Here is a 15,345-nt window from a genome sequence, read left to right as displayed (position 1 = left end):
GGTTCGGATCAGCCTTCACGCTCGATCGTGGCCAAGTTCTCGCGAAGCAACGAGCCATATTCATATTTTCCGGGACAGACGAAGGTGCATAACGCCAAGTCTTCTTCTTCCAATTCCAGAACGCCCAATTGCTGGGCCTGGTCGGTGTCGCGGACAATCAACGCGCGAAGCAATTGCGTCGGCAAGATATCCAGCGGCATCACTTTCTCGTAAGTCCCCAGGGGAACCATCGCCCGTTCGCTGCCGCCGGTGCTGGTCGTGAAGGCAAACTTCTGGTTCGGCAACATCGTCGAAGCAAACACGCGGGTCGTGCTGAACTTGTCAAACCCCGGTTTTTGCCAGCCGAGAAACTCTCGCTCGTCGCCTTCCTGAATCACCGAGATCTGGGTGTGGAAGCGTCCCAGGAAGTTGTGCGGCGGCTTGGCGGTCCGCCCGCAGAGCACCGAACCCGAAATCTGACGGACTTTGATGTCGGCGTCGTACTCGCCGTCAACCAACTGGCTGATGTCGGCACCGATGCGGGTTTCCAACAGACGTGGTTTGCCGATCACCGGGCCGGCCAACGAAATCACGCGTCGCACATCCAACGTGCCGGTCGTCAGCAGGGCGCCGATCGCCATCACGTCTTGATAACCCAGGTACCAGACCGTCTTGGTCGGCCCGACCGGATCGAGTTCGTGAATGTGAGTGCCGACCAGTCCGGCCGGGTGGGGGCCGCCGAACTCGGTGACCGTCACACCGTCGACCGCGCCGCCCGGGATCTCCGATCCGGGAGCCTTGCAAACGTGGACGGTGCCGTCGGTCAGCTTGGTGATCGCAGTGAGCCCCAAAATGAATTGATCCTTGCGGTCCGCCATCGCCGTGGCCGGGCAGGCGGCAAGCGGGTTGGTGTCGATCGCCTGGACAAAAATGGAACTCGGTTTCGTGCCCGGCGCCGGCACCTTGCCATACGGCCGCGTCCGCATCGCCGTCCACAGCCCGCTGGTGACCAGCAGTTCGGTCAAGGCCACCGCGTCCATCGCGTTGACGTCGCCGACGTCGAATTTGACGCGATCCGCTTCGGTCGGCGAAGGATCGACGTCGATGACCACGGCTTCAAATTTTCGCTTTTCGCCGCGAATGACGTCCGCAACCGTTCCCGCCGCCGGCGAGGTGTACGTCACGCCTTCGGTTTTTTTGTCGGTAAACAGCGGCTGACCCAATTTCACCTTGTCCCCAGGAGCCACCAACATCGTGGGCTTCATGCCGATGTAGTCGTCCCCGACCAACGCCACTTGCGTGACCGGCTTGGCGACTTCGATGTGCTGAGCGGGCGTGCCGAGGATCGGAAGATCCAATCCTTCTTTGATCGTGATCATAGGCTTCGAAAAACGGTTGAACGCGGGATGGAACGCGGGGACGAAAACGAACGCGGGGGCGATATCAGGCGCCGCAGGATCAAGCTGATACGGGGCACTTTGTGATTTTTTTCACAAGCGAGCATCGAGCAAATGCCCACGTCGGTGGGCAAACGAAAACGGCAAGTTCCTCGGCTAGGGAATATTACATAGCTGACCATAACTCGCAACGGTACACCGATCCGCAGACGGGAGACCGACCCTCGCAAAACCCTTAGGGCCGACGGAACGCCTGTGCGAGCGGCTAGCGAAGCTGTCACCCGCACGGCGGGAAAGGTCTAGCGAGAAATCGTCCAAGCGTATTCACTATCTATCCGACAAGGAAAATTCCATTTCGTTTCTGTGACTCAAACGGTTAGCGCGAATCCTCAATTCCTACCGATTTTCGTCGCGAAACAAATCGAAACCCCCTCCCCACAACGGTGCCGCGTCAACGGCCCGCTGAGTCCCTTCGAAGTCTCTCCATTACCCTGCAAGCGTTTTTCGTGACCAACTCCACTTTGGCTGATCGCCGCACCGATATTCGAAACGTTGTCATCATCGCCCACGTTGACCACGGAAAAACCACGCTCGTTGATTGTTTGCTGCGGCAAAGCGGTCAGTTCCGCGACGCCGAACTCAAGGGCGACTGCATCCTGGATTCGAATGATCTGGAGCGTGAGCGTGGGATCACCATTCTGTCAAAAAACATCGCGATCCCCTACCGCGACGTGAAGATCAACCTGATCGACACGCCGGGGCACGCGGATTTTGGCGGTGAAGTCGAACGCGTGATGACGATGGCCGACGGCTGCTTGGTGTTGGTCGACGCGGCCGAAGGACCGATGCCACAGACGCGTTATGTCTTGGAGAAAGCACTGGCGGCGGGGGTCAAGCCGATCATCGTGGTCAACAAGATCGACCGTCCCGATGCGCGATCGCACGAGGCGCTCGACGAGGCACTCGAATTGTTGGCCGACCTCGGTGGCGAGCATCAACTCGATTCGGTCGCCTACGTCTACGCCAGCGCCAGAGAGGGATTCGCGACCACCGACCCCGACCAGCCCAACAATGACATGCGGCCGCTGCTGGATCTGTTGGTCGATCACTTGCCGGGTCCCGAAATCGACGCCGAAGCTCCGCTGCGGATGCTGGTGACGACGCTTGACTGGAGTGAGTACGTGGGACGAATCGCCGTGGGAAGAATCCAATCGGGCCAGATTCGCGCCGGCCAGACGATCGACCTGCATCAGAAAGGGGGGCCGGTCAAACAGAAGATTGCCGGGCTGTACGTGTTTGATAATCTCGGACGCGCGAAAACCGAGGTGGCCAGCGCCGGTGATATCGTGGCGATCGAAGGCTTCGAGAACGTCGAGATCGGAGACACGGTTTCCGCCGTCGACGCGAATAACCCGTTCGACCGGCCGGCCGTCGACGAACCCACCCTCGAAATGGTGTTCGCCGTCAACTCGTCCCCGATGGCGGGCCGCGAAGGCAAATACGTCACCACGCGGCAGATCAAGGCACGTCTTGAAAAAGAACTCGAACGCAACGTCGCCCTCCGCGTCGAATTGATCCCCGGCACCGAGTCCTATGCGGTCAAAGGACGTGGCGTGCTGCACTTGGCCATCTTGATCGAAACGATGCGCCGCGAAGGCTATGAATTGAGCGTCGGGAAACCGCGCGTCATCAATCGCGATATCGATGGCAAACCCCACGAACCGTTCGAGTCGTTGCGGGTCGAAGTCCCCACCGACGCGATGGGCCCTGTGATGGAGCTGGTCGGCTTGCGGCGCGGAACGCTGGAGGAAATGAAGCAACGCGGCGATTACAGCCTGCTCCGATTCACCATCCCCTCGCGCGGACTGATCGGATTGCGAACCCGATTGCTCAATGCGACCCGTGGCACCGCACAGATTCACCACCGATTCGATAGCTATCGCCCGGTCGAACCCGAAGTCCCTCGGCGTGCCAACGGCGTGTTGATCTCGATGGTCTCCGGAAAAACGATGCCCTTCGCACTGTTCGCCCTGCAGGACCGCAGTGACTTGTTCGTCGGCCCCGGCGTGGAAACCTACGAAGGCATGATCGTGGGCGAAAACGCTCGCGACAACGACATGAACGTGAACCCCTGTCGCGAGAAGAAACTGACCAACATGCGGGCTTCTGGAAGCGACGAAAACGTGATCCTGAAACCGCCACGCGACATGTCACTGGAAGCGGCGTTGGAATACATCGAAGACGACGAGTTGGTCGAAGTCACCCCGGAAAGCATCCGCCTGAGAAAAATCTTGCTCAAAGAGTCCGACCGCCGGCGAAATAGCCGGAAGTAGGAGACAAGGAGAGGGGGAGACAAGGAGAGGGGGAGACAAGGAGAGGGGGAGACAAGGAGATGCTGTGCCTGCCGGATGCCTCATCCTCTAGGAACGACTGGGATGTCGCCAACAGCGCGACTTACGCAACTCCCCCATCGTTCTGCCACCCCATCGTTCTGCCACCCCATCGTTTTGCCACCCCATCGTTTTGCCCCTATCGTTTTGCCCCCCGACTCATCCCATCCGGCGAACCGATTGGCCAATTCGACGTAGAACGTGATAATGTATAGGTTCCCCCGGCCGCGGGCCCCTCAACGCCAGCGGCATCCCCCATTCACCTCGCCGGATACCAAATCGATGACGTCCAAATCGTTCTCGCTCACCCTGGGATTTCTTGCCGCCTTTTGTTTTGCCGCCCTGCCAGGTTGCCAAGACAAATCGACCACGACGGTGACGGAGGCGTCCGATTCGGATCACGACCACAGCCACGACGATGGCGACCATGACCACGACGGCCATGATCATGACGAGCACGCCGATCATGACGAGCACGGCGACCATGACCACGCTGACCACGAAGGGCACGACCACGACGAGCATGGCGACGCGCACGACCATGACTTCGAGTCCTTGTCCGAAGCCGTCGAAGAGATCGAATCACTGCGCGACACGATCCGTGACGGATTTGCCGCCGGTGACGCCGACGCCGCTCACGATCCGCTGCACCACATCGGCGCAGTCCTGATCGCGACCGAGAACTTGATCCAAACCATGGACGATTCCGAACAGAAAACGGCGGCGGCCGCGGCAGTCGAATCACTGTTGGACGATTTCGCCGCGGTCGATCAAGGTCTGCATGGTAGCGAAGAGAGCAAAGCCAAGGGCAAGCAATACGACGACGTCAGCAAGTCGATCGACGAAGCAATTGAAACGCTAAAGAAGGACGCGAAATGATGTCCAGATTCCCCTACGCCGCCGCGCTGCTGACGGGTTTGACACTCGTCGGCTGTGGTGACAGCTCCGAGACGAGCTTCGAAAACGCGTCCCCGGCCAGCCTCGGGTCGACAGCCACGCAAGACGGATCGCTCGTCTTGACCGAGATGCCGGAAGGCGAAATCGTGACGCCGACGGAGATCAAAGAAGCGGGGACGGACGAGATTTCCGTCGTCTTGGGCGGCCGGATCGATGCCGGTGCGGCCGATCCGTTCCAGCCGGGACAACTGGCATTCATGATTTCCCAGCTGCCCGACGAGGGACATGGCGAGGACGATCCCGAGCACGCCGACAATTGCCCGTTTTGCAAGCGGAAACTGGAAAATGCCCCCCGGGCGATCGTCCAGTTCAAGGGAGCTGACGGCAGCATTCTGGAGGGCGATGCCCGCCAATCGCTGGCCCTGGACAAGGGCGACATCGTTTACGTCACCGGAATGGCGCAATACAACCCAGCCGTCAACACCGTGATGGTCAACGCCAAGGGTGTGTTCCGAAAGTCCGAGCAGTAATTTTCACCTCTCCGATCCCGTTTGGTGGCCGGAGAATTGCGACGGGGACCCTACGCTGCTAATCTACAGCGGCTGGATGGGGCGAGCTTTCGCGACGAGCCATCCCGCTTCCGCTTGTCACTTCCCTCTCAGAACCACTCGCAATGTCCGCCACCACAACGGAAAACAACGGCGAAATCTTGGTTGTCGGCTTCATGGACAGCAAGATTCTCGACAGTCAACGGATCGAGCAAGTCGGCCGTGAACTGCAAGACGCCGTTCCCCAGGCAACCCACAAAAAGCTATTGCTGAACTTTCGTGGCGTCTCGTTCATGTCGTCGGCGATGATCACCAAACTGGTGATGCTGAACAAAGGATGCAAAGCCCAGGGCGTTGCACTGAAGTTCTGTGAAGTCTCGCCGAACGTCTTGGAAGTCTTCAAAATCACGAAGTTGAACAAGCTGTTCGACATTCAGGGCAGTGAAGACAAGGCGATCGCCAGCTTTGAAAAGAAAGGTTGGTTCGGTTGAGCCCCACCGGTGTGACGGGCAACGGCGACGCGGAGGATTCCCAATCGCAATCTTCCGAATTGACCGCCGCCCAAATCATTGATCTGGAACGTTCGCAGATCGGTCATGACATCCATGACCTGTTGATCCCGTTGATTTTTGCCGCATCGGCAAATCTGCAAGCCGCTTCGCGAACGGTCGATGAATCCACAACCGCTGCCGCGGCGCCGCTGTTGGATCGCATCGCTAAATCCGACGATTGGCTAAAACAAGCGTTGGCCGTCGCGCGAAATTTGCTGACCCAAATCTATCCGCCCGAACTGGATCAGTTGTCCTGGTTGGCCGCGGCAAAAGACACCGCCAATCGAATTGGTGGCGCCGATTGCCAGATCGTCTGGGACGTCGACCCGGCAAGCCCGGTCTGCGATTCAAACTGGGACCGCGATCGAGCGACCACCGCCTATCGTGTGTTGATCGAAGCGTTGCGAAACGCCACGCGGCACGGCAGCGCAAACAACGTTTCGATCCGTTGCCTGCCCGATCGGTTGTTGATCGTTGACGATGGAACCGGTTTCGATCCCGCCGCGATCGATCCGAATCGGTTTGGCATTCGCTCCATGAAAGGCCGCGCCCGATTGGTCGGCAAAACCGTGACGGTCGAATCCGCCCCCGGCGGCCCGACCACCGTCAGCATGACGTTGTAAACATCCAGTGACAGATTAGACCGTTTGGTACGACGGGAAATCGGTGTACCCCGACTCGCCGTTGGGCTGGTACCAATCGGCCATCTCGGCCTCGGGTGCCAACTCCAGGCCTTCATCAAAGCGGCGCACCAGGTCCGGGTTGCTGATGTAGGGCCGACCGAACGAAATCAGGTCCGCCGCCCCCGATTCAATCGCCTGCTCGGCCGTTGCTTGCGTGTACCCGCAGTTGCCCATCAACGGTCCACCAAAGACCTCACGGAACTCGCCCAGCGTCATCGGGTCGCCGAGTTCATGAAACCCGAACGCCAACCCGTCCATGACGTGCAGGTAGGCCAGACCCAATCGATCAAGACGTTGGGCGACAAACGTGAATTGCTGGCGATAGTCCGGTGAACCCACGTCATTGAAGACGCCGTTTGGCGACAAACGAACGCCGACGCGCTCCGAGCCAAAGACCTCCGAAACCGCTTCGACGACTTCACCAACAATCCGATACCGATTCTCGATGCTGCCACCGTACGCATCGTCACGGTGATTCGTTTTGGACTGCAAGAACGTGTCCAGCAAATAGCCGTTGGCCGAGTGAACTTCGACGCCATCAAAGCCGGCTTGTTTGGCGCGTTCGGCGGCGGCTCGGTAGTCGGCGACGATGCCGGGAATCTCGCCGGTCGTCAACGCGCGCGGCACCTCGTAGGGTTCTTTCCCGTACGGCGTGTGGATGGAATCGCCGTTGATCTTGATCGCCGACGGCGCCACGGGCAGATCGCCTCCGTGAAAACTGCTGTGCGAAGCCCGGCCGGTGTGCCACAGCTGCATGAAGATCTTTCCGCCTTCTTCATGCACGCTCTCGGTCACCGATTTCCAACCCTCGGTCATTTCATCGGTGTAGATTCCCGGTGAATCCACCCATCCGATTGCCTGCTGCGAAATCACCGTCGCCTCGGTGATCACCAACCCCGCGGTTGCGCGTTGACGATAGTACTCCGCCATCAGTGATTTCGGGACGCGGTCACCGCCCGACCGGGCGCGCGTCATCGGTGCGAGCGCCACGCGATTGGCCAACGGCAGGCCGCGCAGATCAAAGGGTTGCATCAAGTTGGGCGATTGGGACATCGGTGTCGGCTGCCTTTTACAAAACGAGTACGGGAGCAGGAACAGTCACTGCAGTCTATTACTCGGTCCAGAGCAGACTCTTACAGGTGCGAGAAAGCTTGGCGATCGCGTGAGCGCCCCAAGTGAAGCGGCGGGCTCCTCTAAGAAGTAACGCAATCCTCCCTTTGAGGGTTCTTCGCGGATTTTAGCGGGTGCTCTCGAATACTCGGGGAAGGTTTTTTGAGGGATGACTGCGATGTCCGATGGTTCTGTTCGGTAGGATGGCGAAGCCAGGTGAAGCGGAGGCGGGCTCTGCTCTCAAGGAACTTCCTACCCAGCTAGTTCATTGGGGACCACTCGCAGGTTGAGTGCAGCTGCCCGTTTCGCCAGGTTTTCCATTGCTCGCTTCTTGTATTGCTGTTCGTAATAGTCGTTGCCGACATCGACATATTCCCTCCCGTACTTCAGCATCCCATAAACTATTTTCGCGAGCTTGTGGGCCGTCGCCGTGATCGCTTTGGGTGAACCAAGACGGGAACGGATCCTGCGAAAGAACGCTCCTAAGGCGCAGTTTGATCGTGCCAGGGACGCGGCGGCTGTTCGAAGTGCGGCGGCGGCTCGGTTCGCACTTGTACGTGTTTTACCACTGAGCAATTTCCCACCTGTCTTCTTACTGCCCGGACATAGGCAAAGCCAAGAAGTGAAATGCTTCTCTGTTGCCCACCTACTCATGTCGGTACCGATTTCAGAAATCAGTGTGATTGCGGATTGACCGCTAATCCCATCAATGGTCGTCATGTCGACGCCCAGCACCCGGTAGAGCTGATTGCGCATATCGAACCGGGGGCTATTGCTTCCAGCTTTAGGAGCCTTCAGCTTCGGCAGAATCTCACCGTCACTTCGGTCGGAAAATGTACCCAAATGTTCTTCAAGCTTGGAATCGACTTCCGACAGTTTGGAACCGTAAAAACGGTACAGTTCCAGAGCCTGTTTTAACGCAAATACATGTTCTTCACGCCAATTGCCTTCCAGAGCTTTCGCGATCGTCGACTCGTCATTTTTGCACCTTGGATCGCGAAGTTTTGCGAGTAGGTGAGGGTCTCGACTGCCCGCAACAATGGCATCCAAAATGGCAAGGCCAGTGGTGCCGGTGATGTCCGAAATGACGTGATGGAGCTGGACATTCATTTCCATCATCGCCTTCTGCATCCGTTGGATATGCTCGCTCGCGTTGGCGACGAGCATGGCTCGTTGCCGCATGTAAGAACGCAGAACACAAATTGCCGCACTCTTCCAACCAATCTGCGAGCGACGCCAGATCGGATGTAAAGGTGCCGAAGCAGCGAACGTGTGATGAGTCGCGATCGGAGGGCACGGCAACATAGTGCTGGGTCGAACCAATATCGATGCCGGCAGCGTTCAAGTTGATTGTGTCAAGTGATTGTGGAACGGGTGCGTTGTCAATCGGAAACCCACCACGTGATCGACGCTTAGGTTTCCCAGAGGATTTCTTCTTGGCCATGGCGGAACTCCGAAAGGTGACTTCAACGGAAAAACGCGGCAGGCGCGGGAGTAGGGCTCTGTTATTCTCTCAAACGGGGTCAACGCCGTGAGGCGAGCCACCAATGTCATTTTCAAGCAAACTCCCGGGACCAGGCTGAGAAGCGGGCACGAAGCACCACGTAGAGAACGGCCTCCACGACCCGCCGCGTATCCGACATGATAATCCTCACACCCAGTTCCTCGGAATCATTTGGTCACTTGTGGCCTGCGGCGGCTGAGGAGCAACCCGCCAAGGAATCACCTGGTCTGCGATGCGCCGAAGGTGCTTCGTGCCCTCGGCCGGCCCCCGTGTCGGCGGAGGGTCGTTTGAACAGAGCGTTTGTCCTCGCTCTCCCCATTCGGACATCGCAGCAATGCCTCGAAAAACCTGGGGCCTGAGCGATTAGCCACTAAAATCCACGAAGAACCCCCTCTGAGAGGTCGTGCAGTTCTAAAGTCACCCTCCTGGCAGGAGGGTCGAGCGAAGCGAGGGGAGGTCGATCGGTGAACCGCGGCGCTCATTTCAAGATTGAGAGGCGCGCCCAAATCCGCACCCCAAACCCTCTCCTCGCTGAGCTCAACTCTTCCAGGGCGAGAGTGACCAAATCCCTTTACTATCCACAACTTAAAACCTGCACGGCCTCTTGAAGGGAGAGTTGTTGCGACGTCAAAGCTGTTTGCAACGATGAAGCATCAATTGCGGAAGCCCTCCCCTCGCTGCGCTCGACCCTCCCGCACACGGGAGGGTGACTTCCAAAATTCCACTGCGTTCCAAGGCTCAGCCTTGGAACGAGAAAGAACGACGCCCCCCAAACTCAGCGACTACTCGTCACCGGGTCCGGCTCGAGCAAGGCGCCGCGTTGGGGATAACCGCCGTCGACGTTGATTTGGACCGTCAGATGGCGGCGCCATTGTTCATCGTTCTGCGCGGGATGGTCGCTGCGAAAGTGAACGCCGCGAGATTCGGTTCGCACCATGGCCGAGGAAACCATGATTGCGGCGGTGGTCAGCAGGTTCTGCAATTCCCAGCCGGCTTCATCTTCGAATTGATGATTCATCGCGTACGCGGCGTAGGAACGAATCGTGTCGGCCGCTTTTTGCAACCCTTCCGCATCGCGTTCGACTCCGACCAATCGCCCCATCAGACTTTTCAGCGAGATGCGAACATCATCGATGTCGAATGACTCGGTGGGTGACGTCGCGGACTGACGAATCTGCATCGCCCGCATTTCATGGTCTCCTTCGCTGGCCGATCGGGACGCTGCCCCGCCGGCGGCCGCACCATAGACCAGCCCCTCGAGCAGACTATTGCTGGCCAATCGATTCGCGCCGTGCAAGCCGCTGCTGGTCACCTCACCGGCCGCCCACAATCCCGGCAGACTGGTGCGTCCCTGACGATCCACCGTCACGCCGCCGAGCATGTAGTGTGCCCCGGGGCGAACCGGGATGCGATCACTGGCGAGATCCAAACCGAACTTGGCGCAGAGTTCGGCGATGCCCGGAAACCGCGCCACGACATGCTTGGCATCCAGATGAGAAAGATCCAGGTAGACACAGGGATGCGAGGTCGCCTGCATCTGACGGATGATCGATTGGCTGACGACATCACGCGGCGCCAACTCGGCCCGCTCGTCATAGTCGGGCATGAACCGGTGGCCGTCGGGATCGACCAGATGGGCGCCTTCGCCGCGAATCGCTTCGGTGATCAAGGAACGCGAGGAACCGGCGATGTACAGCACCGTGGGGTGGAACTGCATGAATTCCATGTCGCTCAATTGAACGCCCGCGCGATAGGCCAACGATGAACCATCGGCGGTCGCCACGGCGGGGTTGGTCGACTCGCGAAAAATCTGGCCGGCACCGCCGGTGCACAAGATGGTTTCCTTGGCCCAGACCATCATCGGTGCTCCGCCGTCTTCGGAAACGATCGCGCCCCGGCATTGTCCGCCATGGGTGAGCAGGTCGATGGTGAAGGTGTTTTCCAGGATACGAACGTTTTTTAGTGACCGCGTCCGCTGAATCACCGCACGCATGATCTCCGCGCCGGTCGCGTCCCCTTGGGCGTGAACGATTCGCTCATGAGAATGGCCGCCCTCGCGACCGAGTTCCAACACGCCTTCTTCCAGATCAAATTGGGTGCCCCAACGGACCAGTTCTTCGATCCGTCCCGGTCCCTCGCGAATGACCATGTTGACGACGTCGACGTCGCACAGGTTGGCACCGGCGACCAGCGTGTCGCGGATGTGATTTTCAAAGCGATCTTCGGGATCCAGCACACCGGCGATCCCGCCCTGGGCGTAGGTGCTGTTGGATTCTCGCAGCACATCTTTGGTGACCACCAAGACTCGCAGGTGAGAATCGACGGCGTTGGCCGCGCGAAGACCGGCAAGTCCGCCGCCGATGATCAAGACATCCGTGAACCTGTGGACCGCGTGACGCGTGTCAAAAGGGACCAGATATCGCGGCGTCATCATCAGTGGAAAGTCCCAGGCGGGCGGTTTCAGGGTGGACGCGGACTGCGACCTAACCCGTTAGTCTACGCCCTCGGCCTTTCTTTTGAAACATCCTGGCTAAAGCGACTTGAGAAACCAAGACACTTTTTTCGCAAATTGATCGATGTCGGTTCCCACCCAACGCTCAAAGTCATTCAGGCGGGCGAACCGATCGTACGGCTGGTAGGTCCCCCGGGATGCGGTTCCCGACAGCACCGCCTGAAACCGCTCCGGTTCACGCTCGGCCAAGTAGAACATCATCGCCCAGGCAACGGCGTAGGCGTCGCCGGTCGTCTTGGGATTGTTGAACATCTCGTTGGTGCCGACCAGATCGCGAACCGCCTCGGCAAATTCAGGCGAGCGGCCACCGTCATATCGGGTTTTGATTTGATTTAAACTGGATTGATTGACGCGGTCTCGCGTTTGCAGTCCGGACTGACCGCCGACCATCGTTTCGGGTTCAAACATTTGCCCGACGCCCTCGGTGACCCAGCGCGGCGTGATCACGACGCGGCTATGCACGTTGTAATTGTAGGCAGACTGGTGCGCCGCCTCGTGCCGGACGGTGTCGGCGATGAATCGCAAATGCCCACCGTCGTGCGTGATCACCCGATTGCTCTCTCGGGCATAGATTCCGGCGACGCGTTTGACGTCCACCTTCATCCGCTGCAACTCGGCGTACATGGCCGCGGAATCGGGCATCACGACGGCCACCATCGGGAATCGTCCCCGGCGAATCTTGACGCCGCGCCGCGACATGTAGGCGACGAAGGCACGGTGCGATCGTTCGAACAACTCCGGCCAGCGCTCGCCGCGTCCACGCGGCTGGACGACCAAAAAATGCTGGGTGCTGATGACTTCAAAGTCGCGGCCGAATTCCTTTTGAAGATCGACCTTCATCTCCATCGTCGTCGCGGGCTGATACGACGCATCCAACGTGCGAATGTTCTCTTTCGCTATGCCCGTCAACGTGTGCAGCTGCCCGTCGCGAGCCAACACGATCAGCTCGGAAGGGAAGTCCATGATCGGGATCCCCAACAGCGCGTTGTTCCCCAGACTGAATTCGATCAGACCCGGGGCCGCGGCGCGACAGCGATCGGCTGACAACACCCCGCCGGCGACCAGCACCAGCAGCAGCGTCTGGGCGGCGAACCGTTTCACCGAGCTTCGCGATCCAATGGCCGAGCGGGACGAGAGAAAGGACAACACGGAGACTTCACGGCGCGTGATGGCTTGATTCATCGTGGTTGCGTGACTCTTGCAGGTGTGGGGCAGTGATGACAAGCCTTCCCGCCGGTTCTGGGATCGCCTACCGGTGTGCAAAAACGCAATTCCAAACGTTTTCGTTCTCGAATTCACCGGGCTGACGCAACCTCGCGGGTGGCTTTGGTAACATGGAGCAATCAAAACCTAGCTCAAAAAGTGGTTCATTCGTGGTCGGATGCATTTGTGGAGACGAGATGAATCGAACGATCGAAACGATTCTGCGGACGACACCCCGTCGCCGCGGCCCAGCCCTGCTGGTCGCAGCACTTCTAATCGGTCTGATTGCCGGACCGAACGCGCTCGGCCAAGACGCCGAAACCCGCGAGGACACGCCGCCGGTTTCCAAGGCCGACGTGTTGGAATGGGTCGATCAGTTGGACGCCCGCAAGGCGAGTGATCGAAGTGCCGCCGAAAAAGCACTGATCGAGGCCGGTGCCGACGCCTTGCCGTATCTGCCCGAGTCGCGCCCCGAGTTCTCGATCGAAGCCAGCGAACGGCTCTCGCGCGTCAAAGCGGCGCTGATGACGTTGAAGGCGAAAACGCAATCCAAGGCGATTCGAATCCGCTTGGGCGACGCCAAAACGCTCGGCGAAGCATTGGAAGTGATCAGCCGAGAAAGTGAGATCGAATTTGAACACTCCGCCGACGAATCGCTGCCGATTCAATCGTCCAACGCACCACTCTCGTTCTGGCATGCCGTCGATCTGGTGCTGGACCAATCCAATTTGGACATCAACCATTACGGCGGCGATCGCGAAACCTTGCAACTGGTTCCGCGTCAGGAGACCCGACAATCACGCGTCGACTCGGCGGCCTACAGCGGTGTCTATCGCATCGAATCGACCGCGATCAGCGCCCGCCGTGTCTTCAATCAACCCACACAAAGCGGATTGAACCTGTCCATGGAAATCACTTGGCAACCGGGGCTGACGCCGATCGGGTTGACCATCCCCGTCGCACAACTCTCCGGCCAACTCGATGACGGCCAAGCGCTGAAACCCCAAACGACCGAAAACACGATCGACATCGCGGCCAATAGCGAATTGGCGTTCAGCGAATTCTATCTGCCGCTGGAACTGCCCACCGAAAGCCCGTCCCGGATCGAATCGCTTCGCGGTACGATCCAATCGTTGCTGCCCGGTAAACGTCACGCCTTCGAATTGCCGCTGACCGAGGTCGGCAACAATCAAACCGTCGACGCCATGACGGTCGAGCTGGAACGCGTTCAGCGCAACGGAGCACTCTACGAGATTCGCTTCTCGGTCGAACTCAAAGACGCCGACCGAGCCCTGGAAAGCCACCGCCAATGGATCTTTCAAAATCCCGTGTATGTCCGCGACGCCGAAGGGAATCGGGTGGAAAACCTGGGGTATGAACTGTATCGACAAAACGAATCCGGTGTCGGCATGGGGTACCTGTTCGAGATCGACAAACTTGAGGGCGCCAAACTCGTTTATGAATCCCCGACATCCGTTGTTCGCAACGAAGTCGACTTCGTCCTGCAAGACATCGCCCTGCCATGATCGCCCGCGACCAACGTTTGTGCACACCAGTCGATTGCCGACGCCACACCGCGCGATGGATGCACGTCGCCCCGGTCGCATGGCTCGTTCTGCCGATCTCGCTGCTCGTTTTGCCACACGCACTGCTCGCTGAACCACCGGCGATGCGGCCCACCGATCCGATCGCTTCGATCGACGGTGAACCCGTCTTTCTCGGCGAACTCCATTTCTTGCTCACTTCCAAACTGAAAGCGAAAGACCTTTCGCGGGTCGGCCAGGACGTCCAACGGGCGTCGTCCGCGTTGCTCGTGCGGCAGCATCTGGCCATGAAAACGCTCCGCCAGCAGGGCGGTGCCAATCTGCAAGCGCTGCTGGACCGCGACTGGGAATCGTTTTTGGATGACCTTCGCCGCAAGCGATCCAACCTGGACGAGTATTGCGCCCAGCGGCAAACCGACGAACGCTCTGTTCGAATCGCCCGCGACTGGGATTCGGCGTGGCGCCGGTATCTGAAGAGCAAAATGACGGACGCCAATTTGAAGCGTTACTACGAACTTCATCGGGAAAACTATTCGTCCGCTCGTTGGAACGTTTCGCATCTGTTCCTCACGGTCGACAACGAGAACCCGGATGCCGACGCCATCGCCGAACAACGGATCCAGACGATCGCTTCGCAGCTCGATTCCGAATCCGGCTCGCCCGAAAACCTGAAGAAACGATTTGCCGAGTTGGCGATCGGCGAGAGCGAAGGCGCAACGGCCAAACAAGGCGGCGGAATCGGATGGGTGTCCAAACCCGGTGACCTGCCGACTGCGGTCATGGATGCGATACGCGATACCGAAACCGCTGCGGTGTCAAAGCCCGTCCGCAGCCCGCTCGGTTACCACTTGGTTCTGGTGCACGACAAGCAGCTCGACCAAATTCCCTATGAAAGCGTCACGGACCTCAATCCGCTTCGCCGCGATGCCGCCAACGCGTTGTTCGACGCGCTGGTCGCTCGCCAGAGCAACGCCAAAATCACCTGGTACATCAAATCGCTTCAACCGCCCGGTGCGTGAAGCGGAGC

General features: G+C 59.0%; 11 protein-coding genes and 1 pseudogene. 7 read left to right on the top strand and 5 right to left on the bottom strand.

Annotation, left to right across the window (positions count from 1 at the left end):
* Positions 1-8: 8 nt before the first annotated feature.
* Entirely contained in the window at positions 9-1,358 is a 1,350-nt protein-coding gene (locus Enr13x_RS20330) for a Na(+)-translocating NADH-quinone reductase subunit A (protein WP_145388756.1), read from the bottom strand.
* 524 nt (positions 1,359-1,882) lie between these two features.
* On the opposite strand from Enr13x_RS20330, the gene typA reads away from it, so the two are divergent.
* From typA to Enr13x_RS20305, 5 genes are all read left to right on the top strand, one after another.
* Positions 1,883-3,709, top strand: coding sequence for a translational GTPase TypA (typA, locus tag Enr13x_RS20325; RefSeq protein WP_197455226.1), 1,827 nt, complete (start codon positions 1,883-1,885; stop codon positions 3,707-3,709).
* A gap of 339 nt (positions 3,710-4,048) precedes the next feature.
* Entirely contained in the window at positions 4,049-4,645 is a 597-nt protein-coding gene (locus tag Enr13x_RS20320; protein ID WP_145388755.1) for a hypothetical protein, read from the top strand.
* Positions 4,642-5,193 carry a hypothetical protein gene (locus Enr13x_RS20315; protein ID WP_145388754.1) on the top strand — a complete coding sequence of 184 codons (552 nt, stop codon included), beginning with the start codon at positions 4,642-4,644 and terminating at the stop codon, positions 5,191-5,193. The genes Enr13x_RS20320 and Enr13x_RS20315 overlap by 4 nt, the downstream gene beginning before the upstream one ends.
* A gap of 143 nt (positions 5,194-5,336) precedes the next feature.
* On the top strand, positions 5,337-5,702 hold the full coding sequence (locus Enr13x_RS20310; protein ID WP_145388753.1) for an STAS domain-containing protein: 366 nt from the start codon (positions 5,337-5,339) through the stop codon (positions 5,700-5,702).
* On the top strand, positions 5,690-6,385 hold the full coding sequence (locus Enr13x_RS20305) for a sensor histidine kinase (RefSeq protein ID WP_145388752.1): 696 nt from the start codon (positions 5,690-5,692) through the stop codon (positions 6,383-6,385). Before Enr13x_RS20310 ends, Enr13x_RS20305 begins: the two co-directional genes overlap by 13 nt.
* Positions 6,386-6,400: 15 nt before the next feature.
* On the opposite strand, the gene Enr13x_RS20300 is transcribed toward Enr13x_RS20305, so the two are convergent.
* The 4 genes and pseudogenes from Enr13x_RS20300 to Enr13x_RS20285 form a co-directional block, all read right to left on the bottom strand.
* The gene (locus tag Enr13x_RS20300; protein WP_145388751.1) at positions 6,401-7,498 is read right to left on the bottom strand and encodes an alkene reductase; all 1,098 of its coding nucleotides are present in this window, start codon (positions 7,496-7,498) and stop codon (positions 6,401-6,403) included.
* Between the two features lie 309 nt (positions 7,499-7,807).
* Positions 7,808-8,942, bottom strand: a pseudogene (locus Enr13x_RS20295) (transposase).
* An 892-nt stretch (positions 8,943-9,834) separates the two neighbouring features.
* Positions 9,835-11,493 carry an L-aspartate oxidase gene (gene nadB, locus Enr13x_RS20290; protein ID WP_145388750.1) on the bottom strand — a complete coding sequence of 553 codons (1,659 nt, stop codon included), beginning with the start codon at positions 11,491-11,493 and terminating at the stop codon, positions 9,835-9,837.
* A gap of 96 nt (positions 11,494-11,589) precedes the next feature.
* Positions 11,590-12,753: a DUF1570 domain-containing protein gene (locus Enr13x_RS20285; RefSeq protein WP_145388749.1), complete on the bottom strand. Its 1,164-nt coding sequence runs from the start codon at positions 12,751-12,753 to the stop codon at positions 11,590-11,592.
* A 218-nt stretch (positions 12,754-12,971) separates the two neighbouring features.
* Here Enr13x_RS20285 and Enr13x_RS20280 point away from each other — a divergent pair, with 218 nt between their 5' ends.
* Both Enr13x_RS20280 and Enr13x_RS20275 read left to right on the top strand, forming a co-directional pair.
* Positions 12,972-14,300, top strand: coding sequence for a hypothetical protein (locus tag Enr13x_RS20280; protein WP_197455225.1), 1,329 nt, complete (start codon positions 12,972-12,974; stop codon positions 14,298-14,300).
* Positions 14,297-15,337: a peptidylprolyl isomerase gene (locus Enr13x_RS20275; protein ID WP_145388748.1), complete on the top strand. Its 1,041-nt coding sequence runs from the start codon at positions 14,297-14,299 to the stop codon at positions 15,335-15,337. Before Enr13x_RS20280 ends, Enr13x_RS20275 begins: the two co-directional genes overlap by 4 nt.
* Positions 15,338-15,345 lie beyond the last annotated feature (8 nt).

Origin of the sequence: Stieleria neptunia (assembly GCF_007754155.1) — a bacterium.
Taxonomy (GTDB): Bacteria; Planctomycetota; Planctomycetia; order Pirellulales; family Pirellulaceae; genus Stieleria; species Stieleria neptunia.
Note: the sequence above shows the minus strand (reverse complement) of the source record. Positions and strands in the feature narration are given on the sequence as shown.